The organism is Pseudomonas sp. DE0010 (assembly GCF_007680745.1).
Classification (GTDB): Bacteria; Pseudomonadota; Gammaproteobacteria; order Pseudomonadales; family Pseudomonadaceae; genus Aquipseudomonas; species Aquipseudomonas parafulva_B.
In genome coordinates this window covers 120,554-142,288 of record NZ_VEJQ01000011.1, presented here as the reverse complement: position 1 = coordinate 142,288, position 21,735 = coordinate 120,554, and the positions used below count along the sequence as shown (strand labels likewise).

The following is a 21,735-nucleotide window of genomic DNA, read 5'->3' as shown; positions in this document are numbered from 1 at the left end:
GTCAGGGTACTCCACACAATTGGCGCAGGCGCTGGGTGTCCAGGTGCTTGTCCACCAGGTCAGCCAGGCGTTCGATGTCGCGCTCGCGCAACGCCTCGTAGTCGATCAGTTGCACGTCTTCAAGCCCAGCCCAGCGCAGCAGGGCCGCGCAGGAGGCGCTGCCCTCGAACAACCCGTGCAGGTAAGTGGCCAACACCTGGCCGTCCGTGCTGATGGCACCCTCGCAGCGACCGTCGGCCAGGCGTACCGCCGGGTGCGCCAGCGCAGGTCCAGTGGTGACACCGGCATGGATCTCGTAACCGGTCACGGGCGCTGCGTCCAGGTGCAAGGTCCCGGAGACATTGCGCAACTGCTTGTCGGCTTCCAGCACCGTGGCGTAGTCCAGCAGGCCGAGGCCGGGACTGGAGCCTGCAGCGCCCTCCAGACCCAGCGGATCGTGCACCTCGCGCCCAAGCATCTGCAGGCCGCCGCAGATACCGATCACCTTGCCGCCATAGCGCAGATGGCGTTCGATGGCCCTGTCCCAGCCACGCGCGCACAATTGCGCAAGGTCGCCACGCACGCTCTTGGAACCCGGCAGGATGATCAGGTCCGCTGGCGGCACCGGCTGACCGGGGCCAATGAACTGCAGGTCGACCTGCGGGTGCAGGCGCAGCGGGTCGAAGTCAGTGTGGTTGCTGATGCGTGGCAGCACCGGCACGATCACCTTGAGCACGCGCTGCTGCTTTTCGCTCTGGCGCCGGTCGATGCCGTCCTCGGCTTCAAGGTGCAGGTCGGTGACGTACGGCAGCACGCCTAGCACGGGTTTGCCGGTGCGCTGCTCCAGCCAGTCGAGCCCAGGTTGCAACAAAGCGATGTCGCCCCTGAAACGGTTGATGACAAACCCTTTGACCCGCGCCTGCTCGCTGGGCGACAGCAGTTCGAGGGTACCGACCAGGTGGGCGAACACACCCCCGCGGTTGATGTCGGCGACCAGGATCACCGGGCAGTCCACGGCTTCGGCAAACCCCATGTTGGCAATGTCGCCGGCCCGCAGGTTGATCTCCGCCGGCGACCCTGCGCCCTCGACCATGACCACTGGCCAGCCCTGGCTCAGGCGCTGGTGCGAGGCCAGCACGGCCTGCATGGCGATGGCCTTGTAATCGTGGTAGGCAACCGCGTTCATGCTGGTCACCGCACGGCCATGGATGATCACCTGGGCGCCTGTATCGCTGTTGGGTTTGAGCAGCACCGGGTTCATGTCGGTATGCGGCGCCAGGCGACAGGCCTGGGCCTGCACCGCCTGGGCCCGGCCAATCTCGCCACCGTCGGCGGTCACGGCGCTGTTGAGGGCCATGTTCTGCGGCTTGAATGGCACCACGCCGATGCCCTGGCGCAGCAGCCAGCGGCACAGGGCAGTCACCAGGGTGCTCTTGCCGGCATCGGAGGTGGTGCCTTGCACCATCAGGGTCGTCATGTAAGGTCCTTGGGGTAGGCACTCAGGGCCTGGGCCAATCGTCGTTCGTCTGCCTGGCTTGGCGGTAAGCCGAAACGCAAGGCCGCCGGGCGCTCGAACAGGCGCACCAGCACCCCGTGCCGGGCAAGGTGATCGTGCAATCGCGCGGCATGCTCGCACCGCACGTACTGGAACAGGTCACACCCGCCGGCGGGCGCCAGCCCTGCATGGGTGAGCAAAGCCGCCAAGCGTTCGCTGGCGTCTGCACAGCGCTGGCGCTGCAGCTGCTGCATGGCCAGGTCGGTCAGGCTGGCCTGGGCCAGCACCCGGCTGGGACCATTGATGGTCCACGGGCCGAGCAGCTCGGCCAGGCGCAGCAGCAAGCTGTGCTCTGCGGCCACGAAGCCCAGGCGCACACCGGCCAGGCCGAAGAACTTGCCGAACGAGCGCAGCACGATCAAACCTGGGCGCCCGGCACTTTCCATCACGCTGTTTCCGGGGCTGTTGTCCATGAAGGCTTCATCGACCACCAGCCAACCACCGCGCGCTGCCAGGCGCTGATGCCATCCCAGCAGCGTGGGCGCAGGCACGACACGGCCGGTGGGGTTGTTCGGGTTGACCAAGACCAGGACGTCGAGGTCGTCGAGCGCCTCGTCGACCTGATGCTCATCGAGCTCGAGCAACGCGTGTCCACCGCGCTGCCAGCCATAGGGATGCTCGGCATAACAGGGCGTCAGCACCCCGACCCGGCTCGGGCTGCGCAACAACGGCAGGGCCTGGATGGCAGCCTGTGAGCCCGCTACGGGCAGCAGTCGCGTGGCGCCGTAGTAGCTACACGCCGCCTGCTCGAGGCCATCGTCTGTTTCCGGTAGCCGTGCCCAGGCTTCGAGGGGGATCGGCGGTATCGGGAAGGACCAGGGCGCAATGCCGCTGGACAGGTCCAGCCACTGCTCGCGGGCGATGCCGTACTGCCGAACCGCGCGCAGCAGCCGGCCTCCATGTTCAAGCATTCAGATAAGCTCCCAGACAGAACACCAACAGCCACAGCCATGCCCCACGTTGCACTAGCGTCCAACCGCCCTCGATGGCATCGGGGCTGGCCGGTGGGCCGTCGCCCAAGCGCGGGCGGTCGTGCAACTGGCCGTGGTACACCGCCGGCCCGCCCAATTCAACACCCAGCGCCCCTGCCCCGGCCGCCATGACCGGGCCGGCGTTGGGGCTGTCCCACAGTGGCCCCTGGCGGCGCCAGCAGGCCAGCGCCAGACGGGTTTTGCCCAGCACCGCATAGGTGAGCGCGACCAGGCGCGCCGGCACGTAGTTGAGTAGGTCATCGATGCGCGCCGCGCACCAGCCGAAGCGCTCGAAGCGCTCGTTGCGATAGCCCCACATGGCATCGAGGGTGTTGCTCAGTCGATAAAGCACCACCCCTGGCGCCCCGGCCACAGCAAACCAGAACAAGGCGGCGAACACGGCATCGCTGCCGTTTTCCAGCACCGACTCAGTGGCTGCCCGTGCCACCGCCGTCTCGTCCAGCTCACGGGTTTCACGGCTGACCAGATACCCCACCCGCCGCCGTGCTTCTTCCAGATCCCCCTGGCGCAGGGCCGTGGCCACCGGCAGCACATGTTCGCCCAGGCTGCGCAGCCCCAGGGCGCAGTACAACGCCAGCACATCGACCAGCCAGCCGATCACAGGCAGCCAGGAGAGCATGAGGGCCAGCAAGGTCAGGGGCACCACGGCCAGGAACCAGGCGCTCACGCCATGACTGCGCCAACCACGCCCGCCGGCATTGAAGCGCCGCTCAAGGCTGCTGGCCATGTTGCCGAACGCAACCAGCGGATGGCGCCGCCGCGGCTCGCCAAACAATGCATCCAGGGCCACACCGGCCACGGTCAGCAACGCCACGCTCATGCGCCTTCTCCCCATCGGTTTTCAAACAGTATCTGGTGCAACGGCCGTTCTTCGGCCCAGTTCTGCATGACCAGCATGGGTGCAGGGTAGAATGCCGCCACCGGCCCCAGGCACAGCACGGCCACGGGTTTGGCGCCGCTGGGCATGCCAAGCAACGCTGCCAGCGCCTTGGGATCGAACAGCGATACCCAGCCCATGCCCAGCCCTTCGGCACGGGCGGCCAGCCAGAGGTTCTGGATGGCGCAGGCGAGCGAGGCCAGGTCCATCTCAGGCAGCGTGCGGCGCCCGAAAATGTGGGGCTCACGGTTGTCCATCAAGGCGGCGACCCACAGTTCGGCACAATCGTTGATGCCCTCTACCTTGAGCTTCATGAATTCGTCCGAGCGCTCGCCTAGCGCCTGTGCAGTCAACGCCCGCTCGGCCTCCACCAGTGCCTGGATGCGCCCACGCAAGGCCCGCTCGGTGATGCGGATGAACCGCCATGGCTGCATCAAGCCCACGCTCGGTGCCTGGTGGGCTGCGCTGAGTAACCGTGTCATGACCTGCGGCGCCACCTCGCCTTGAACGAAATGGCGCATGTCGCGCCGCTCGCCGATGGCGCGATAGACCGCGGCACGCTCCTGGTCGCTGAACGCATGCTCGCTCATGGGCAAAGCAGCGCTGCGGCCGCCTCCGGGTTGGAGGGGAAGTAGAAGTGCACGTAGGACGCGGTCAAGCGGCCCAGGCGATAGACGGCTTCGTTGCCGCGCCCGCCGTTGGGGCTCAACCCACGTGCCAGCGGCTCGAGCGCAGTGCTGGTCAGGGAGTGGTGGTAGGTATGGCCGCGCAGTGTGCCCTCGGGCAGCTCGACCGCTTGCAGGGCCAGGGCCGCCAGGCGCTTTTGCATGGTCGCTTCACCCGGCAGCAACCCGAGCAACTCGACCCTGTCCCCGGCCACGTCGGTCAGCGCGTCGAGCAGATACAGCATGCCGCCGCATTCGGCCAGCAGTGGCTTGCCTTGGGCGTGATGGGCGCGGATGGCCTGGCACATTGAGGTATTGCGCGCCAGGGCATGATGGTGCAACTCGGGGTAACCGCCGGGTAGGTACAGGCTGTCCACTTCGGGCAGCTGCGCATCATGCAGGGGGGAGAAAAACTGCACCTTTGCGCCTAGACGGCGCAACAGGTCCAGGTTGGCGCCATAGAGAAAGGCAAAGGCTTCGTCGCGGGCTACACCGATACGTACACCCGCCAAGGTAGCCTGGGCGGGTAGCGGATCGGCCGGCTCGAAGGTGACGGCCGGTGGCAACGCGGCATCGCAGCTGGCGCCCAATGCGTGGGCAGCAGCGTCCAGACGTGCGTCCAGGTCGTTCAACTCGCTGGCCTGCACCAACCCCAGGTGACGGCTGGGCAGTTCGATGCCGCGCTCGCGGGACAAGCCGCCATACCAACGCAGGCCCTCCGTCAGGCTGCCTTCGAGCAGTTGCGCATGACGCAGGCTGCCCACCCGGTTGGCCAACACTCCGGCAAACGGCAGGTCCGGCTGATAACGCGCCAGGCCAAGCGCCAGCGCGCCAAAGGTCTGGGCCATGGCCGTACCATCGATCACCGCCAGCACCGGCACACCGAAGTGACGCGCCAGGTCGGCGCTCGAAGGGGTGCCGTCGAACAGCCCCATCACCCCTTCGATGAGGATCAGGTCGGCTTCACCTGCCGCCTCCCAGAGCAGCCGGCGGCTCTCCTCGGCACCGATCATCCACAGGTCCAGCTGGCGAACGGGTGCACCGCTGGCACGTTCGAGAATCATGGGGTCAAGAAAGTCAGGCCCGCATTTGAACACCCGCACCTTGCGGCCCAGATTGCGGTGCAGGCGCGCCAGCGCGGCAGTGACCGTGGTCTTGCCTTGGCCAGAGGCCGGTGCGGCAATCAGAACGGCGGGGCAATGGCGGGCCTGGCTCACAGCTCGACGCCCTTCTGGGCACGGATACCGGCCTGGAACGCGTGCTTGAGCATACCCATTTCGGTCACGGTGTCGGCCAGCTCGACCATTTCCGGCTTGGCCGCGCGACCGGTGACGATGACGTGCTGCATGGGAGGGCGGGCCTGGATGTCCGACAGCACCTGGTCCAGATCAAGGTAGCCGTGCTTGAGCGCGATGTTGAGCTCGTCGAGCACCACGAACTGCACCGCAGGATCCTGCAGCAGTTGCCGGGAGACGGCCCACGCCGCTTCTGCCGCCGCAATGTCACGCTGGCGGTCCTGCGTCTCCCACGTGAAGCCCTCGCCCATCACGTGGTAGCGCACCTGTTCGGGAAAGCGCCTGAAGAACAGCTCTTCGCCGGTGCTGTTGCGGCCCTTGATGAACTGCACCACGCCGCACTGCATGCCGTGGCCCAGGGCCCGGGCCAGCATGCCGAAGGCCGAGCTGCTCTTGCCCTTGCCATTGCCGGTGAGCACCAGCAGCAGGCCGCATTCGTTAGGGGAGTTGGCAATGCGCTCGTCAATGACCGCTTTCTTGCGCTGCATCCGTGCCAGATGGCGTTCGTCGCGCTCGGTGGCGTCGCTCATGGGAAGTTCTCCGCTGGCTGACACCACGATCGAGCGCCGTGTCAGGGAATGGGCAGGCAAACGGAGCGCGCGCAGGGGCATTGGCCAAAGCCAGAGTGCACCGCGCATCACCCTCCGTGATGCCGTTGGCAGTATCAGGCCGGTCTCCGGGCTCGTGAGCGGGCCACTGGCCCTGACCTGCGCGCCTTCCCGGGTATCGTACCCAGTGGCCCTGCGCGGCCGTCTCTCACCTACCGTTGCGGGGGCAGCGCCGGAATCGCACCCTGCGGGCGCTCACCGACTTCCCAGTTTCACCCTGGCCAGACGTGGCTGGCGGGGCACCTGAAACACGCGCGAAGGTTAGAGGGTTGCACCCGGAGCGTCAATCGACGCGGCTCGCCTGGCAGCACAGCAGCGATCGCCGAGCCGCCGATGCAGCCCCTGCCGCCTGTGCGAATGAACCCGCGGCATTCCCTACCCTCTGAATCTATAGAACCTGCCGAGGACGCCGACCATGAACCGCGTGGCACTGCCTGTTGCACTTGTTGTAAGCCTGGGCTTGAGTGGCTGCGGCGAAAGGGCGCGCCTGACAGTGGCCGACGGCACCGGCCCCGCGCCGCAGCTGCCCTCCCCCGCCAAGACCCTGCTACCCACCGTGAACATCGCGCCAGCCGTCGGCTGGCCCGCCGGACGCATGCCCCAGGCTGCACCCGGGTTGCAGGTGTCGCGCTTTGCCGGTGACCTCGACCATCCGCGCTGGCTCTACGTGCTGCCCAATGGCGACGTGCTGGTGGCAGAAACCAACGCACCTGCCAAGCCCGAAGACGCCAAGGGTATTCGCGGATGGGCCATGAAGCGGGTCATGGCACGCGCGGGGGCCGCCGTGCCCAGCCCTGATCGCATTACCCTGTTGCGCGACGCGGACCAGGACGGCGTTGCGGAAATTCGCCATACCTTTGCCGACGGGCTGAACTCGCCCTTTGGGATGGCACTGGTGGGCAACGATTTTTACGTGGCCGATACGGATAAACTGCTGCGTTTTCACTACCAGCCCGGTGCACGCCAGGTAACCGGTCCGGCAGAGGTAGTCACCTCACTGCCAGCCGGCCCGTTGAATCACCACTGGACCAAGAATGTCATCGCAAGCCCCGATGGACGGCGCCTCTATGTCACCGTGGGCTCGAACAGCAACGTGGGTGAAAACGGCCTCGATCAGGAGCAGGGGCGCGCCGCGATCTGGGAGATCGACCCCAGCACCGGCAAGCACCGCCTGTTCGCCACCGGCCTGCGCAACCCCAACGGGCTTGCCTGGGAGCCTCACAGCGGCGCGCTGTGGACTGCAGTCAACGAGCGTGACGAAATCGGCAGCGACCTGGTACCGGATTACATCACTTCGGTACAAGCAGGTGGATTCTATGGTTGGCCCTATAGCTACTATGGCCAGCATGTGGATGAACGCGTGCAGCCCCAGGACCCTGCCAAGGTCGCCCAGGCACAGGTCCCCGACTACGCTGTGGGGCCGCATACCGCTTCACTGGGGTTGGCCTTCGCCGGGCCGGGTGTGTTGCCGGCGCGTTTTGGGGCAGGTGCATTGGTTGGCCAGCATGGTTCCTGGAACCGCAAGCCCCACAGCGGCTACAAGGTGATATTCGTACCCTTCGATGCCTCGGGAAAGCCGTCGGGCCAGCCCATGGACGTGCTCGATGGGTTCCTGAATGAAAGCGGCCAAGCCATGGGCCGCCCCGTGGGGGTTGCCCTGGATGGCCACGGCGCCGTGCTGGTAGCTGACGATGTAGGCAATACCATCTGGCGCGTCAGTAAAGCTCGGTGATCGGGCTCAGGGGTTCTGGGCCAGGTGCCCTTGTGGGATGACCCGCTTGGCCTGCAGGTAGGCCTTGGCCCAGTAGCTGTTTGACAGATAGTCCAACCGCACCGTACCGCCGGTGCGCGGCGCATGCACGAAGCGCCCGTCCCCTACATAAATGCCAGCATGGCTCACCTGCGAACCGCCACTGGTCGCGAAGAACACCAGGTCACCGGACTGCAAGGACTTCACATCCACAGTAGGCGCACGCATGCCGATCATCTCCCGCGTGGAGCGCGGCAGGCTGATGCCGGCGGCATCGCGGTAGACGTACTTGATCAGACCACTGCAGTCGAAACCCGAATCGGGCGTATTGCCGCCCCAGCGGTAGGGCGTGCCAACCAGACCAATGGCGCGAATCAGTACGTCATCGGCGGTGGGCGAGAAGCTGGGTTGGCTATAGGTAACCTGAGGCTGCACGACCCGTGTAGGGGCAGGTGCCTGGGGTTGGCTCGAGCAGGCCGCCAGTAAGGCTGCCAGGGAAATGAAAGCGAAGCGCGCCATCGTTGTCATGGCCAAAACATCCTGTATGGGAACGCTGGGCCGCAGCGGGATAGAGTTGAGAAATTAGATTAGACGCTTTCTGTAAATACGCACGGCGTCGAGCTTTTTTGCAAAGCAGCGACGCCGTGGTTAGGACACATCAGATTGCCATTAGTTGCGCGCGATATGGGTCGGCGCCATGGCCAAGGCACGTTTGGCCTCAAGGAAGGTCTTGCTCCAGTAACGGTCACCGAGGCTATCGATGCGCACACCGCCGCTACGACGGCTGCTGGAGTGGATGAACTGGTTGTCGCCCAGGTAGATGCCGGCATGGCTGACACGGCCACGGCCGTTGGTGCTGAAGAACAGCAGGTCGCCTGGCTTGAGTTTGTTGCGCGCCACCTTCGGTGCATCGACGTTGATCATCTCGCGAGTAGAACGCGGCAAGGTCATGCCTGCCTCCTCGCGGAACAGGTAGCCGATGAAGCCGCTGCAATCGAAGCCGGACTGTTCCGAGGTACCGCCGAAGCGATAGCGGGTGCCGATCAACGACATGCCGCGCTCCAGAATGCTGTCGGCCAGCACTGGCAACTGATAGGGCTTGCTGCTGGAGAAGACCTCCAGTTCATCGTCGGTAGCCACTTCCTGGGGTTCGCCAAACACAGGCGAAGACGAGGCCTTGGCCTTGATCGCCGGCTGTACGGCGACCGGGGTGTGATCCTGGGGCCGGGATACCGGGCCTTGGGCCGCACAGCCAAAAAGCAGGGTCACGAGTGCGAGTGGCACGAGGGGTGCGAAGCGCTTGAGCATGGGCACAACCGTGTCTGTAATCCTTTAGTGGGGTGGAACTATGCCCACTATAAGTTCCATTTGCAAATTTTATCGAAAAAGATGTGACTTTTCCGTGGGATGGCTCTGGCCCCGTGTTTCCAGGGCTTACCAGCCGAGGGTTTCCTTCAGGAAAGGAATGGTGAGTTTGCGCTGGGCTTGCAGGGAAGCCTGATCGAGCCTTTCCAGCAGATCGAACAGCGCACTCATGCTGCGCGCGCCGCGGGTGAGGATGAAGTGACCCACTTCGTCGGTCAGGTGCAGGCCGCGCCTGGATGCCCGCAATTGCAAGGCACGTAGCTTGTCTTCGTCAGACAGGCCGCGCATCTGGAACACCAGGGCAAGAGTGAGACGGGATTTCAGGTCAGGCAGCTTGACCGGCAATTCCCGCGGGGAAGCGGAGGCTGCCAGTAGCAGTCGACGGCCGCTGTCGCGCAGGCGGTTGAACAGGTGGAACATGGCCTCCTCCCAGTCCGGCTTGCCGGCAATGACGTGCAGGTCATCGATGCACACCAGCTCGTACTGGGCCAGGTAGTCCAGAAGACCGGTGCCGCGCTCGAGCAGCTGCGCCAACGGCAGGTAAACGGCAGGCTCGCCCCGCTGCTGGAAGCGATGGGTGGCCGCTTGCAGCAGGTGCGTGCGGCCCACGCCTTGTTTGCCCCACAGGTAGATGAGGCTCTCGGTCCAGCCGGCGTCGGCTTCGCAAAGCCGCTCGACATACCCCAACGCAGCGGCATTGGCGCCCGGATAGTAGTTGATGAAGGTGGCGTCGTCGCGCAGGCGCACACCCAGGGGCAACTGGATCGGTGGTTTCATGCTCGCGGGCGGTCGACAGGACCGCTGGGGGCCTTTTGTGGACAATCGGCAAAGTCTATACCTGCCAAGCGGGGTGCACAATGACGCCGCTGCAGAGTCCAAGCAAAATCAATGGGTTGCACCATCATCGCAGCAACCGAGGCTCACCTGCCGCCCTGTCACGGCTGGTCGGGTGCAGGGGGATCGAGGTGAACGGGGACCGGCGCATCCCCTGCATACATGTCCGACTCCTTGTACAAGCCGTGCACGTGGCGCAGCAGCACCATGATGACCGCCGCCACCGGAAGCGCGAGCAGCACGCCTGTGAAACCGAACAGCTCCCCGCCGGCCAGGATGGCGAAGATCACCGCCACAGGGTGCAAACCGATCCGGTCGCCTACCAACAGAGGTGTCAGCACCATGCCCTCCAGTGCCTGACCGACCATGAAGACCGCGACGATGCCGAGCATGGGATACAGATCGCCACCGAACTGGAACAGCCCTGCCACCAGCGCCGCACCGATGCCAATGATGAAGCCCATGTACGGGACGATGGCCGCCAGGCCTGCCAGCATGCCGATCAACAACCCCAGTTCAAGCCCCACCAGCATCAAGCCTGCTGAATAGATGATGCCCAACGCGACCATCACCAGCAGTTGCCCACGCACGAACGCACCCAGCACCTCATGGCACTCGCTGGCCAGCCCAACGATTTGTGGCTCCCTCTGGCGCGGCAACAAGCTGCGCAACTTGGCCATCATCAAGTCCCAGTCACGCAACAGGTAGAACCCGACCACGGGGATCAGCACCATGTTGGCCACCCAGGCCATCAGCGCCAGGCTGGAGGCCGTTGCCTGGGACAAGAGCATGCTGACGATATCGGTGGTTTGCCCCATGTGCGCGCCGATGGCCGCTTTGATCTTGTCGAATTTCCAGAACCCGTCGGCAAGGCCCAGACGCCCCTGCACCCAAGGCAAGGCGACGTGTTCAAGCCAGTCAAGCATCTGCGGCGCCAGCGCGTACAGGCGCACCAACTGCTTGGCCAACATGGGGATGAGCACGAGCAACAGTGCAAGCATCAGCAGCGTGAACAGCCCGAACACCACCACTACGCCCCAGGTACGCGACAAACCCAGGCGCTCCAGGCGATCGACCAGCGGGTCGGCCAGGTACGCCAGCAGAATGCCGACCAGAAACGGCGTGAGAATATTGTGCAGGCTATAGAGCAGGGCGATGGCGATCAATGCCACGCCCAGCCAGATCCAACGACGCATGTCAGTCATGAACGACCCTCTTACCAACTAAAGCGCAAGCCATCGAACGGTTCGGTGGCGGCCGCAGGCGGCACCGATGTCCCGTCTGGGGACGCACCCAATGGCCCAGGGGTCACCTGCGGCGCAGGTGCCTGCTCGGCTGGGACTTCCCTGAGCTTGGCCAATGCCAGCTGAGCCCGGAGTTGTTCGCGGCTGGCGGTGACCGAATAGGTCAGCACGTCGCCGTCGACCCGCTTCAACTGGGCGCCGTAGGGCTCCAGCACCCGGGCCAGCTCAGCGTAGCGCGGCAGGTTCATGCCCTGGACCTGCATCTGCACCTGACCACTGGCCCCGGGACGCGTTACGTAGCGCGGTGCCAGCCGCGTGCTCACGGCAAGCATCACGGCGTCGGCCAGCGCTGCCGGGTCCGCCCCTTCGGCACTGCCCTGCTCGCGCCCATCGCCCAGCCACAATTGCCATTTGCCTTGCCATTTGCCGTCGACCTCCCGGGCGTGCACGGCCAACAGGGCATCGGCGCCGTAGCGCTGGGAGACCTCACGCAGCGGCCCGGGATCCTTGGCTTCGATATGCTTGGCGTCGGCCACCAGTTGCTCCTGCAGATCGGCCAGCGGCAGACGCAGCGGCAAGCCCCGGTGACGGGCCGCGCGCCGCAACGGCTGGGCGCTAGGCTGGCCGTCCCCTACCAGGCTAGTGCCGTCAACACTTTCGACGAGCCACCAACCCAGAATCGACGGGCGATTGCTGCCCCACAGACTGAGGCCCGCCTTGCGCAGGGCACGTTCGGTGCTGCCGGGGTCGAACTCGACCCGGACGGTTTCGGGCGGGCCAGCGTCGCTGCCCACCTGGTTGACGATCGGTTGCGGATCCTTGCGCAATGCGGCCAGCGCCGGGCTCTGCGCGGCCTTGGTATCGCCGGTCAGGCGCAGCACCAGGGTGTCGAAGGCCTGGCTGGTCGCCGCCGCACGCGCCTCGGCGCCCTGCCCGGCCACTGGCTCGCGGACCTGATAAAGGCCGGGGACGTTCTCGGCCTGGGCCACGCCTGCGATCAACCACAGACATCCCATGACCCAAGTAGTGAACAAGCGCATCGTTGTGTCCTTGTGCTCTGGAACGGCGAGTTTCAAGCTTCAGCACTCATACCTCAAGCGGCACGGTTAAAGGTAGCACCGGCAAGGCCAGGCTTGTGGCGATCTTGCACCGGCGACAGCCCTAAATTCACCTGCCGGTCGGCCGGAGGATGGCCGCTGCCCGGCAACCCTGATAAAATCGCGCGCCTTCACAGACCACTGATGTCACGGTTAGCCGCTACATGGCTGCCGGCCCTTGCCGTCAGGGTCGTTTTTACGAATCCCTCCCTCCTAAAGGCCTGGATCAATGAGCAAGCAACCCTCCCTGAGCTACAAGGACGCCGGTGTAGACATCGACGCCGGCGAAGCACTGGTCGAACGCATCAAGGGCGTGGCAAAACGCACCGCACGCCCTGAAGTCATGGGTGGCCTGGGCGGCTTCGGCGCCCTTTGCGAGATCCCGGCTGGCTACAAGCAGCCGGTGCTGGTCTCCGGCACCGACGGCGTGGGCACCAAGCTGCGCCTGGCGCTGAACCTGAACAAGCACGACAGCATCGGCCAGGACCTGGTCGCCATGTGCGTGAACGACCTGGTGGTCTGCGGTGCCGAGCCGCTGTTCTTCCTGGACTACTACGCCACCGGCAAGCTCAACGTGGACGTGGCGGCTACCGTGGTCACCGGTATCGGCGCAGGTTGCGAACTGGCAGGCTGCTCGCTGGTCGGCGGCGAAACGGCCGAGATGCCGGGCATGTACGAAGGTGAAGACTACGACCTGGCAGGCTTCTGCGTAGGCGTGGTGGAGAAGGCCGAGATCATCGACGGCTCGCGCGTGGCCACCGGCGATGCGCTCATCGCCCTGCCATCCTCGGGCCCGCACTCCAACGGTTACTCGCTGATCCGCAAGATCCTCGAAGTCTCGGGCACAGACGTCGAAAGCACCCAGCTCGACGGCCAGCCACTGACCGAACTGCTGATGGCGCCAACGCGCATCTACGTCAAGCCGCTGCTGCAACTGATCAAGAACACCGGCGCAGTCAAGGCCATGGCCCACATCACCGGTGGCGGTCTGCTGGACAATATCCCGCGCGTACTGCCGGCCAATGCCCAGGCGGTCATCGACGTGGCCAGCTGGCAGCGCCCAGCCGTCTTCGATTTCCTGCAGGAAAAGGGCAACGTCGACGAGCATGAAATGCACCGCGTGCTCAACTGCGGCGTGGGCATGGTGATCTGCGTGGGCCAGGACCAGGTCGAAACCGCCCTGAGCGAACTGCGCAACGCCGGCGAACAGCCGTGGGTCATCGGTCACATCACCGAGGCCGCAGAGGGCGCTGCCCAGGTCGAGCTGCAGAACCTCAAGGCACACTGATGCCGAGCAAGCCCTGCAATGTGGTGGTATTGCTGTCGGGTTCCGGCAGCAACCTGCAAGCGCTGATCGACAGCTGCGCCATCCCGGACAGCGCCGTGCGCATCGGCGCGGTCATCTCCAACCGCGCCGATGCCTACGGGCTGCAGCGTGCAGCCGCTGCCGGTATCGAAACCGCGGTCCTTGACCATACCGGCTTCGAAGGCCGCGAAGCCTTCGATGCAGCCCTGGTGGCCTGTATCGATGGGTTCGCTCCGGACCTGGTGGTGCTGGCGGGTTTCATGCGTATCCTCAGTGGCGACTTCGTGCGCCACTACCAAGGTCGCCTGCTCAACATCCACCCTTCGCTGCTGCCTCGCTACAAAGGGTTGCACACCCATAGACGCGCCCTGGAAGCAGGGGATGTCGAGCACGGGTGCAGTGTTCACTTTGTCACCGAGGAACTCGATGGGGGCCCGTTGGTCGTACAGGCTGTCGTGCCGGTGGCACCCGATGACACGGTCCAAAGCCTGGCTCAGCGGGTTCACGCACAGGAACACGTCATCTACCCAATGGCTGTTCACTGGTTCGCCAACGGCCGCTTGCGTCTTGGCGAACAAGGTGCATTACTGGATGGCCAGCCCCTGTCGGCCAGCGGTCATTTGATTCGATCCTAGGAGATACTATGCGTCGTGCCCTGCTCTTGGCTCTTGCCGTGCTTGCCCTGCCCCTCCAGGCAGCAGACCTGAAGCCGTTCTCGGCCAGCTACACCGCCGACTGGAAGCAACTGCCCATGAGCGGTACCGCCGAACGTAGCCTGGTCAAGAATGCCGATGGTACCTGGGACCTGAACTTCAAAGCGTCGATGATGATCGCCAGCCTGACCGAGCAAAGCTCGCTGCGCCTGGATAACGACACCTTGCTGCCGCAGCGTTACCACTTCGAGCGCGGCGGTCTTGGCAAGGCCAAAAAGGTCGACCTGAACTTCGACTGGGCTGCCAAGAAAGTGACCGGCAGCGATCGTGGCGATGCGATCACCCTGCCGCTCAACCGTGGGGTGCTCGACAAGTCGTCCTATCAGCTGGCGCTGCAGCACGATGTCGCCGCTGGCAAGAAGAGCATGACCTACCAGGTGGTCGATGGTGACGAGATCGATACCTATGACTTCCGCGTACTGGGTACCGAGAAAGTCACCACCAAGACCGGCCAGGTGGATGCCGTCAAGGTCGAACGTGTGCGTGATCCAAGCCAGAGCAAGCGCATCACCGAGCTGTGGTTTGCCAAGAACTGGGACTACTTGCTGGTGCAATTGCGCCAAGTGGAAACCGATGGCAAGGAATACGTGATCGTCCTGCAGGACGGCACGGTCGATGGCAAGTCGGTTAAAGGTAACTGACACTCAAGCTTGTCGGCGTTGAGCCATAACGCAACACCAAGCCCCGCCCCGTGCGGGGCTTTTATTTGGGCGGGCATAAAGCAGTCGGGCCTAGGCATACCATGGCTACATGAAACTTGTTTCATGGCCGTTTTATTTACTTAGGCTGCTAACAAACTCTATAAATAAGGCGTGCGACAGACTGTCGCACCCAACCAGAAAAAGTGGAGTTTAACGATGACAGTTCAAGTGACCGAACGCGACGAATCGAAAATGTCCCACGAAGGCCTGGCCGCAGGCGTGCGGATCTGGGATGTGCACCAGCAGGGCCAGTTGGTCGGGATGTTCCACAACGAACACGAAGCGCAACAATACCGTGTCGAGCTGGAAGACCTGGAAAAGCAGCGCACCACGCAGTGACCGCGATCATCAGAAAACCGTGACGTGAAACCCGTCATGGCGCCAGGGGCCGCCTTGCGGCCCACCGTCGCACGATGCGGCCCTGACCACCCGATGGACGTTCAGACAGGGCCTTGCAGCATTACCACATCAGATCGTCAGGGATCTTGTACGCCGCATACGGATCGTCGTCGTCAGCTTCCTCGACATGGGTATTGAGCAGCAATACCCGGCCCGGGTCGCGTTCCTGGATCTTGACGGCCGCCTCGCGGGGAATGACCTCATAGCCGCCCCCGTAGGACACTACCGCCAGCGCACCATTGCTCAATTTGCTGCGCATCAGGGCATTGACCGCGATACGCTTGACCTTCTTGTCGTCGACGAAGTTGTAGTAATCCTCGGTCGTGAGCTTGGGCAGGCGGGTCGCTTCGATCAGTTGCTTGATCTGCGCGGCGCGTGCCTTCTTCTCGGCTTTTTCCTGCTGTTCACGGTTGAGCGCCTGGTCACGCTTGGCCTTTTCGGCCATGGCTTCCTTGGCCAGCCGCTGCTGGGTATCGTCCACGTCGACCTGGCCTTTGTGCTCCAGGCGCTTCTGTTTCTTTTCAGCCTTGTTGGCCTGAGAAACCTGTTTCTGGTTGACCAGCCCGGCTTTGAGCAATTGGTCGCGAAGGGAAAGGCTCATGAATGTTCACTCACTTATGCAACAGCTCAGCCGCAGCTGGGCAGGTTCTTTTCCTGACGCTTGGCTTCACCCCAAAGGGTGTCCAGCGCATCAAGGTTACAGTCTTCAATGGCAGTGCCGCTGTCACGCAACGCCTGCTCGATAAAGCGAAAACGTCGCTCGAACTTACGATTGGCGCGGCGCAAGGCGTTTTCAGGGTCATGCTTCAAGTGACGCGCCAGGTTGACTACCGCGAACAGCAGGTCACCGACTTCATCTTCCAGCGCATCGTTGTCCCCGTCGGCCATGGCCTGCAACACTTCGTCGAGTTCCTCACGCACCTTGTCCACAACCGGCAAGGCCTCGGGCCAGTCGAACCCGACGGTGGCCGCGCGCTTTTGCAGTTTGGCCGCACGGGACAAGGCAGGCAATGCCGTTGGGACATCGTCGAGCAATGACAGTTGTTCCTGAGGAGTTTTCTGCGCCCGCTCCTGCGCCTTGATTTCCTCCCAGCGTGACTTGACCTGCTCATCGCTCAGGCTGGGCGTCTCCAGCGGCGCATACAGGTCCCCGGTCGGAAAGACATGGGGGTGTCGACGAATGAGCTTGCGGGTGATGCCGTCCACCACGCCGTCGAACGCGAAACGGCCCTCCTCCCGGGCAAGTTGGCTGTAGTAGACCACCTGGAACAGCAGATCGCCCAGCTCGCCTTGCAAGTCCTCGAAATCGCCGCGCTCGATGGTGTCCGCCACCTCGTAGGCTTCTTCGAGGGTGTGTGGGACGATGCTGGCATAGTCCTGCTTCAGGTCCCAAGGGCAGCCGTAGTGCGGGTCGCGCAAGCGGGCCATGAGGTGGAGCAGGTCCTGGAGGGTGTAGGTCATTCAGGCAAGTCCTTGACGGTCGGGCTTGGCGGGCAAACCGGCCCCTGAGGGGGCGGGATACCCGCGAATCGTGCACGCGGGATTCAGGGCGTACGATTACGCCGTGTCTCGATGATGTTCGGCAACTGCGAGATACGCCCCAGCAAGCGCCCAAGGGCATCCAAACCGGGGATCTCGATGGTCAGCGACATCAGCGCCGTGTTGTCTTCCTTGTTCGAGCGGGTATTGACCGCCAGCACGTTGATCTTCTCGTTGAGCAGCACCTGCGACACATCGCGCAGCAAACCGGGGCGATCATAGGCACGGATGACGATATCGACCGGGTAAGTTTGTACCGGAATCGGCCCCCAGCTGACCTGGATCATGCGCTCCGGCTCTTTGCCGGCCAGCTGCAACACCGAGGCGCAATCCTGGCGGTGGATGCTCACACCGCGACCCTGGGTGATGTAGCCGACGATGGCATCGCCAGGTAACGGCTGGCAGCAACCGGCCATCTGCGTCAGCAGGTTGCCTACGCCCTGGATCTGAATGTCGCCACGCTTGCCCCCACGCGGCCCGCTGGGCTTGCGCGGCACCAGTTCGATCTGCTCGATGCGCTCAGGCTCCAGCAGCTGTTGCGCCGCATTGACCAGATGCGCCAGGCGCAGGTCCCCAGCGCCCAGGGACGCAAACATGTCCTCGGCCGTCTTGACGTTGGTCTTCTCGGCCAGGCGCTCGAAGTCGACCTGCGGCAGGCCCAGCCGGCTGAGCTCGCGTTCGAGCAGCGTCTTGCCGGCGGCAACGTTCTGGTCGCGCGCCTGAAGCTTGAACCAGTGCACGATCTTGGCCCGCGCGCGCGAAGTGGTGACATAGCCCAGGTTCGAGTTCAGCCAGTCACGGCTCGGGTTACCGTGCTTGCTGGTAATGATTTCGACCTGCTCGCCGGTCTGCAGGCTGTAGTTGAGCGGCACGATGCGCCCGTTGATCTTGGCGCCCCGGCAGTTGTGGCCGATCTCGGTGTGCACCCGATAGGCGAAGTCCAGGGGCGTCGCCCCTTTTGGCAGGTCGATGGCGTGACCGTCCGGGGTGAACACGTACACCCGGTCGGGCTCGATGTCGACCCGCAGTTGCTCGGCCAGGCCCCCGATGTCGCCCAGCTCTTCATGCCACTCCAGCACCTGGCGCAGCCAGGAAATCTTTTCTTCGTAGTGGTTCGAGCTGGGCTTGACGTCGGTGCCCTTGTATCGCCAGTGGGCGCAGACGCCAAGCTCCGCTTCCTCGTGCATGCCGTGGGTACGGATTTGCACTTCCAGCACCTTGCCCTCCGGGCCGATTACCGCCGTGTGCAGGGAGCGGTAGCCGTTTTCCTTGGGGTTGGCGATGTAGTCGTCGAATTCCTTGGGGATGTGACGCCACAAGGTGTGCACGATACCCAGGGCGGTGTAGCAGTCGCGTATCTCGGGGACCAGCACCCGCACGGCGCGCACGTCGTAGATCTGGCTGAATTCCAGGCCCTTGCGCTGCATCTTGCGCCAGATCGAGTAGATGTGTTTGGCGCGGCCACTGATGTCCGCCTTCACCCCGGTGGCCAGCAGTTCGTTCTGCAACTGGTTCATGACATCGCTGATAAAGCGTTCACGGTCCAGGCGACGCTCGTGCAACAGCTTGGCGATCTGCTTGTACTGTTCGGGCTCAAGGTAGCGGAACGAAAGGTCTTCCAGTTCCCACTTGATATGCCCGATACCCAGGCGGTGGGCCAGGGGGGCGTAGATGTCGAACACTTCCCGCGCCACTCGCAGGCGTTTCTCGTCATCAGCGGCCTTGACCGCTCGAATGGCACAGGTACGTTCGGCCAGCTTGATCAACGCCACGCGAACGTCGTCGACCATCGCCACCAGCATCTTGCGCAGGTTCTCGACCTGCGCCTGAGAGCCGAGCACCAGCGACTGGCGGGGGCTGAGACTGGCACTGATCGCAGCCATGCGCAGCACGCCATCGATCAGCTTGGACACGACCGGCCCGAAGCGCTGGCTGACTTCGGCCAGGGTGACCTTGCCTTCTCGCACAGCGCGGTAGATGACCGCCGCTACCAGGGAATCCTGGTCGAGCTTGAGGTCCGCGAGAATCTCGGCAATCTCAAGACCTGCCTGATAGCTCGACGTACCATCGGCCCAGGAATGCTTGGCCGGGTTGCCCTTCTTCTCGACTTCCTGGGCAAACTCGCAGGCCTCTTTGAGCGCTGCGCGGTCGAGCGCCGAATCGACGCTGACCACATGGTCCAACCACGCTTCGAGATTGATACTGCCGTCGGTATTGACCGGCTGGTGCACTCTCACCTGTACCATCTTTGTTTTACCTTTCCATACAGCGCACCCTGCGGGTGCACTGGCAATCACCGCACGGCTGCCATTCCCTGGAAGCCGCACCAAGGGGCCAGCTGGCTAGCCCACTTCGAATAACGCCATGGCTTCGACATGCGCCGTTTGAGGAAACATGTCGAGAATCCCGGCCCTTGTTAACCGGTACCCCTGCCCGACCAGCACCTGGGCGTCTCGCGCCAGCGTGGCCGGGTTGCACGATACATAGACCAGCCGCTTGGCCCCAAGACGGGCGATGCCCTGCACCACCTCCCATGCACCGTCGCGCGGTGGGTCCAAGAGTACCGCAGAAAAGCCCTCGGCGGCCCATTCCATGCCCGTCAACGGCTGCGATAAATCGGCCTGAAAAAACTGCGCGTTATGCACATCGTTGCTGCGGGCATTGGCCGCCGCACGATCGACCATGGCCTGCACGCCTTCTACTGCCACCACCTCACGGGCATGCCGTGCCAGCGGCAAGGCAAAATTGCCCAGGCCGCAGAACAGGTCCAGTATCCGCTCTTCAGGCTGCGGAGCGAGCCAGGCCAAGGCCTGCTCGATCATGGCGTTATTGACCTGGGCGTTGACCTGCACGAAGTCGCCGGGGCGCCAGGCCAGTTGCAGTTGCCAGGGCGCCAGGTCGAAACCCAGCGGCCCGGTGGCATCCACCGGCTGCGGCTCGCCTTCACCCTGCAGCCACAACTGCGCGCAGGCCTCGGCGCAGAACGCCTGCAAGCGTGCAACATCTTCGGCCGGCAACGGCGCGACATGACGCACCAGCACCGCCTCGGCCGTGCCGCTGAACAGCTCAACATGGCCCAGGGCCTGGGGCTTGGCCAACGAGCGCAGCACCGTGGGCAAGTGACGCAGGATCGACTGCAAGGGCTGTACCAGCACCAGGCAATCATCGATGGCAACGATGTCCTGACTGGCCTGCGCCCTGAAACCGACTGCCAACTGGCGGGTCTTGGGGTCCCAGCGCACGGCCACACGGGCGCGGCGACGGTAGCCGAAAGCGGCCCCGGTCAAGGGCGCGGCCCATTGCTCGGGCTGCACACCGGCCACCCGTTGCAGTTGCTCGGCCAGGGTGCGCTGCTTGAGCGCTAGCTGAGCCTCATGGGGCAGGTGTTGAAGGTTGCACCCCCCGCACTGGCCGTAGTATTTGCAAGGGGCTTCGCGGCGCTCGGGACTGGCCTGGAGCACCCGTTCAAGCCGCGCTTCGACGACTTTGCCACGGGCATTGAGCACCCTCGACTCGACCTCTTCGCCTGCCAGGGCGCCAGTGACGAACCAGGTGCGCCCTTCATGGAAAGCAATGCCGCGACCGTCCCCTGACAGGCGCTCGATGACCAGGCGTTGCTTCTTGCCCACGGGAACCTGGGGGCTACGATTGCCACCGGCTGGCTGAAAGCGCAGGCCGCTGTTGGTTTTCTTCTTGGACATTTAGCTCGGATCGAACAGGCCAGTGGACAGGTAACGGTCGCCGCGGTCGCAGATGATGGCCACCAAGGTGGCATTTTCCACTTCCTGGGACAGGCGCAGCATGGCGGCGACTGCACCACCGGAAGACACGCCGCAGAAAATGCCCTCTTCACGGGCAAGCCTGCGCATGGTCTGCTCGGCCTCGTCCTGGGACATGTCGACAATGCGATCGACCCGGGCTGCGTCGAAAATTTTTGGCAGGTATTCCTGAGGCCAGCGGCGAATACCCGGAATGGCCGCGCCTTCCATCGGCTGCAAGCCGACGATCTGCACCGCCGGATTCTGCTCCTTGAGGTACTGCGAGCACCCCATGATGGTCCCGGTGGTGCCCATGGAACTGATGAAGTGGGTAACGCGCCCCTGGGTCTGCTGCCAGATTTCCGGGCCGGTGCTGGTGTAGTGCGCCATCGGGTTGTCACCGTTGGCGAATTGGTCGAGCACCACGCCACGGCCATCGGCTTCCAGCTGCTGAGCCAGATCGCGTGCCCCTTCCATGCCCTCTTCCTTGGTCACCAGGATCAGCTCGGCGCCGTAGGCTGCCATCGCCGCCTTGCGTTCGGCCGTGGAGTTGTCGGGCATGATCAGGATCATCTTGTAACCCTTGATTGCCGCTGCCATGGCCAACGCGATGCCGGTGTTGCCGGAGGTGGCTTCGATCAGCGTATCGCCAGGCTTGATCTGGCCGCGCGATTCGGCACGGGCGATCATCGACAGCGCGGGACGGTCCTTGACCGAGCCGGCAGGATTGTTGCCCTCGAGCTTGAGCAGCAAGGTATTGCTGGTCTGGCCAGCCAGGCGCTGCAGGCGAACCAGGGGCGTATTGCCGACGCAATCGGCGATGGTTGGATACTGCAAGGTCATGGTGTCTTTCACAATCCGGACGGCGGGGGCGCCCATCATACCGGCAAACCCCGCTTCGCCATATCACGCAATCTGTGGTGCATATAGCTACAGGCTATAAAGCCTGTGCAATGCCTTGCCCATGCACGGCGCTACATGCTACCGCCGGTGCTGCACCTGCGCACGGACTTAACGCGTGCAATGGCTGGCGAGGGGGAGTAACGTCCCCGCTTGGC

Annotated in this window: 21 protein-coding genes and 1 riboswitch; of the genes, 5 read left to right on the top strand and 16 right to left on the bottom strand. The window is 64.0% G+C overall.

Going from position 1 to position 21,735, the window contains the following annotated elements; all coding sequences use genetic code 11:
* Nucleotide 1: 1 nt before the first annotated feature.
* Genes FS767_RS10970 through cobO form a run of 6 tightly spaced genes read right to left on the bottom strand, consistent with a single transcriptional unit; the run spans nt 2 to nt 5,893 of the window.
* The gene (locus tag FS767_RS10970; RefSeq protein WP_144965357.1) at nt 2-1,456 is read right to left on the bottom strand and encodes a cobyric acid synthase; all 1,455 of its coding nucleotides are present in this window, start codon (nt 1,454-1,456) and stop codon (nt 2-4) included.
* Nucleotides 1,453-2,445: a threonine-phosphate decarboxylase CobD gene (gene cobD / locus FS767_RS10965; RefSeq protein WP_144965356.1), complete on the bottom strand. Its 993-nt coding sequence runs from the start codon at nt 2,443-2,445 to the stop codon at nt 1,453-1,455. Before cobD ends, FS767_RS10970 begins: the two co-directional genes overlap by 4 nt.
* Nucleotides 2,438-3,346, bottom strand: coding sequence for an adenosylcobinamide-phosphate synthase CbiB (gene cbiB / locus FS767_RS10960; protein WP_144965354.1), 909 nt, complete (start codon nt 3,344-3,346; stop codon nt 2,438-2,440). Before cbiB ends, cobD begins: the two co-directional genes overlap by 8 nt.
* Nucleotides 3,343-3,999, bottom strand: coding sequence for a 5,6-dimethylbenzimidazole synthase (gene bluB, locus FS767_RS10955; RefSeq protein WP_167339260.1), 657 nt, complete (start codon nt 3,997-3,999; stop codon nt 3,343-3,345). The genes cbiB and bluB overlap by 4 nt, the downstream gene beginning before the upstream one ends.
* The gene (locus FS767_RS10950; RefSeq protein WP_144965350.1) at nt 3,990-5,285 is read right to left on the bottom strand and encodes a cobyrinate a,c-diamide synthase; all 1,296 of its coding nucleotides are present in this window, start codon (nt 5,283-5,285) and stop codon (nt 3,990-3,992) included. The genes bluB and FS767_RS10950 overlap by 10 nt, the downstream gene beginning before the upstream one ends.
* The gene (gene cobO, locus FS767_RS10945) at nt 5,282-5,893 is read right to left on the bottom strand and encodes a cob(I)yrinic acid a,c-diamide adenosyltransferase (RefSeq protein WP_027913925.1); all 612 of its coding nucleotides are present in this window, start codon (nt 5,891-5,893) and stop codon (nt 5,282-5,284) included. Before cobO ends, FS767_RS10950 begins: the two co-directional genes overlap by 4 nt.
* Nucleotides 5,894-6,012: 119 nt before the next feature.
* A riboswitch (cobalamin riboswitch) is annotated at nt 6,013-6,233 on the bottom strand.
* Nucleotides 6,234-6,386: 153 nt separating this feature from the next.
* Between cobO and FS767_RS10940 the strand changes: the two genes are divergently transcribed.
* Nucleotides 6,387-7,703: a sorbosone dehydrogenase family protein gene (locus tag FS767_RS10940; RefSeq protein WP_144965348.1), complete on the top strand. Its 1,317-nt coding sequence runs from the start codon at nt 6,387-6,389 to the stop codon at nt 7,701-7,703.
* 6 nt (nt 7,704-7,709) lie between these two features.
* On the opposite strand, the gene FS767_RS10935 is transcribed toward FS767_RS10940, so the two are convergent.
* The 5 genes from FS767_RS10935 to FS767_RS10915 all read right to left on the bottom strand — a co-directional run bounded on the left by FS767_RS10935 (nt 7,710) and on the right by FS767_RS10915 (nt 12,204).
* Complete coding sequence (locus FS767_RS10935) at nt 7,710-8,249, bottom strand: C40 family peptidase (RefSeq protein ID WP_058605353.1); 540 nt, start codon at nt 8,247-8,249, stop codon at nt 7,710-7,712.
* Nucleotides 8,250-8,390: 141 nt separating this feature from the next.
* Nucleotides 8,391-9,029 carry a C40 family peptidase gene (locus FS767_RS10930; RefSeq protein ID WP_144965346.1) on the bottom strand — a complete coding sequence of 213 codons (639 nt, stop codon included), beginning with the start codon at nt 9,027-9,029 and terminating at the stop codon, nt 8,391-8,393.
* A 126-nt stretch (nt 9,030-9,155) separates the two neighbouring features.
* Nucleotides 9,156-9,863: a DnaA regulatory inactivator Hda gene (gene hda / locus FS767_RS10925; protein WP_027913921.1), complete on the bottom strand. Its 708-nt coding sequence runs from the start codon at nt 9,861-9,863 to the stop codon at nt 9,156-9,158.
* Between the two features lie 158 nt (nt 9,864-10,021).
* Nucleotides 10,022-11,125 (bottom strand): AI-2E family transporter, encoded by a 1,104-nt coding sequence (locus tag FS767_RS10920; RefSeq protein ID WP_144965344.1) that lies wholly within the window; start codon nt 11,123-11,125, stop codon nt 10,022-10,024.
* A gap of 11 nt (nt 11,126-11,136) precedes the next feature.
* A complete protein-coding gene (locus tag FS767_RS10915; protein ID WP_144965342.1) occupies nt 11,137-12,204 on the bottom strand; it encodes a DUF2066 domain-containing protein in 1,068 nt (355 codons plus the stop codon).
* Nucleotides 12,205-12,490: 286 nt separating this feature from the next.
* Here FS767_RS10915 and purM point away from each other — a divergent pair, with 286 nt between their 5' ends.
* The 4 genes from purM (at nt 12,491) to FS767_RS10895 (ending at nt 15,320) form a co-directional block, all read left to right on the top strand.
* Entirely contained in the window at nt 12,491-13,549 is a 1,059-nt protein-coding gene (gene purM, locus FS767_RS10910; protein WP_144965340.1) for a phosphoribosylformylglycinamidine cyclo-ligase, read from the top strand.
* Nucleotides 13,549-14,202 carry a phosphoribosylglycinamide formyltransferase gene (gene purN / locus FS767_RS10905; protein WP_058605349.1) on the top strand — a complete coding sequence of 218 codons (654 nt, stop codon included), beginning with the start codon at nt 13,549-13,551 and terminating at the stop codon, nt 14,200-14,202. The genes purM and purN overlap by 1 nt, the downstream gene beginning before the upstream one ends.
* Before the next feature lie 8 nt (nt 14,203-14,210).
* On the top strand, nt 14,211-14,921 hold the full coding sequence (locus tag FS767_RS10900; protein ID WP_058639491.1) for a DUF3108 domain-containing protein: 711 nt from the start codon (nt 14,211-14,213) through the stop codon (nt 14,919-14,921).
* Between the two features lie 216 nt (nt 14,922-15,137).
* Nucleotides 15,138-15,320: a hypothetical protein gene (locus tag FS767_RS10895; RefSeq protein WP_023534042.1), complete on the top strand. Its 183-nt coding sequence runs from the start codon at nt 15,138-15,140 to the stop codon at nt 15,318-15,320.
* Between the two features lie 121 nt (nt 15,321-15,441).
* Here the strand turns inward: FS767_RS10895 and FS767_RS10890 are convergent, their stop codons facing one another.
* The 5 genes from FS767_RS10890 to cysM form a co-directional block, all read right to left on the bottom strand.
* Nucleotides 15,442-15,981: a DUF2058 domain-containing protein gene (locus FS767_RS10890; protein ID WP_023534063.1), complete on the bottom strand. Its 540-nt coding sequence runs from the start codon at nt 15,979-15,981 to the stop codon at nt 15,442-15,444.
* A gap of 26 nt (nt 15,982-16,007) precedes the next feature.
* Complete coding sequence (gene mazG / locus FS767_RS10885) at nt 16,008-16,841, bottom strand: nucleoside triphosphate pyrophosphohydrolase (protein ID WP_144965338.1); 834 nt, start codon at nt 16,839-16,841, stop codon at nt 16,008-16,010.
* 83 nt (nt 16,842-16,924) lie between these two features.
* On the bottom strand, nt 16,925-19,165 hold the full coding sequence (gene relA / locus FS767_RS10880) for a GTP diphosphokinase (protein WP_100852090.1): 2,241 nt from the start codon (nt 19,163-19,165) through the stop codon (nt 16,925-16,927).
* A 96-nt stretch (nt 19,166-19,261) separates the two neighbouring features.
* Nucleotides 19,262-20,620, bottom strand: coding sequence for a 23S rRNA (uracil(1939)-C(5))-methyltransferase RlmD (gene rlmD, locus FS767_RS10875; protein ID WP_144965336.1), 1,359 nt, complete (start codon nt 20,618-20,620; stop codon nt 19,262-19,264).
* Entirely contained in the window at nt 20,621-21,520 is a 900-nt protein-coding gene (gene cysM, locus FS767_RS10870) for a cysteine synthase CysM (protein WP_144965334.1), read from the bottom strand. It abuts the gene before it with no gap.
* Between the last annotated feature and the right edge of the window lie 215 nt (nt 21,521-21,735).

Bases quoted from the DNA above. Each gene is read 5' to 3' on its own strand.
- FS767_RS10970 (WP_144965357.1), bottom strand. From the start codon at position 1,456: ATGACGACCCTGATGGTGCAAGGCACCACCTCCGATGCCGGCAAGAGC.
- cobD (WP_144965356.1), bottom strand. From the start codon at position 2,445: ATGCTTGAACATGGAGGCCGGCTGCTGCGCGCGGTTCGGCAGTACGGC.
- cbiB (WP_144965354.1), bottom strand. From the start codon at position 3,346: ATGAGCGTGGCGTTGCTGACCGTGGCCGGTGTGGCCCTGGATGCATTG.
- cobO (WP_027913925.1), bottom strand. From the start codon at position 5,893: ATGAGCGACGCCACCGAGCGCGACGAACGCCATCTGGCACGGATGCAG.
- FS767_RS10940 (WP_144965348.1), top strand. From the start codon at position 6,387: ATGAACCGCGTGGCACTGCCTGTTGCACTTGTTGTAAGCCTGGGCTTG.
- FS767_RS10935 (WP_058605353.1), bottom strand. From the start codon at position 8,249: ATGACAACGATGGCGCGCTTCGCTTTCATTTCCCTGGCAGCCTTACTG.
- FS767_RS10930 (WP_144965346.1), bottom strand. From the start codon at position 9,029: ATGCTCAAGCGCTTCGCACCCCTCGTGCCACTCGCACTCGTGACCCTG.
- hda (WP_027913921.1), bottom strand. From the start codon at position 9,863: ATGAAACCACCGATCCAGTTGCCCCTGGGTGTGCGCCTGCGCGACGAC.
- FS767_RS10920 (WP_144965344.1), bottom strand. From the start codon at position 11,125: ATGACTGACATGCGTCGTTGGATCTGGCTGGGCGTGGCATTGATCGCC.
- FS767_RS10915 (WP_144965342.1), bottom strand. From the start codon at position 12,204: ATGCGCTTGTTCACTACTTGGGTCATGGGATGTCTGTGGTTGATCGCA.
- purM (WP_144965340.1), top strand. From the start codon at position 12,491: ATGAGCAAGCAACCCTCCCTGAGCTACAAGGACGCCGGTGTAGACATC.
- purN (WP_058605349.1), top strand. From the start codon at position 13,549: ATGCCGAGCAAGCCCTGCAATGTGGTGGTATTGCTGTCGGGTTCCGGC.
- FS767_RS10900 (WP_058639491.1), top strand. From the start codon at position 14,211: ATGCGTCGTGCCCTGCTCTTGGCTCTTGCCGTGCTTGCCCTGCCCCTC.
- FS767_RS10895 (WP_023534042.1), top strand. From the start codon at position 15,138: ATGACAGTTCAAGTGACCGAACGCGACGAATCGAAAATGTCCCACGAA.
- FS767_RS10890 (WP_023534063.1), bottom strand. From the start codon at position 15,981: ATGAGCCTTTCCCTTCGCGACCAATTGCTCAAAGCCGGGCTGGTCAAC.
- mazG (WP_144965338.1), bottom strand. From the start codon at position 16,841: ATGACCTACACCCTCCAGGACCTGCTCCACCTCATGGCCCGCTTGCGC.
- relA (WP_100852090.1), bottom strand. From the start codon at position 19,165: ATGGTACAGGTGAGAGTGCACCAGCCGGTCAATACCGACGGCAGTATC.
- rlmD (WP_144965336.1), bottom strand. From the start codon at position 20,620: ATGTCCAAGAAGAAAACCAACAGCGGCCTGCGCTTTCAGCCAGCCGGT.
- cysM (WP_144965334.1), bottom strand. From the start codon at position 21,520: ATGACCTTGCAGTATCCAACCATCGCCGATTGCGTCGGCAATACGCCC.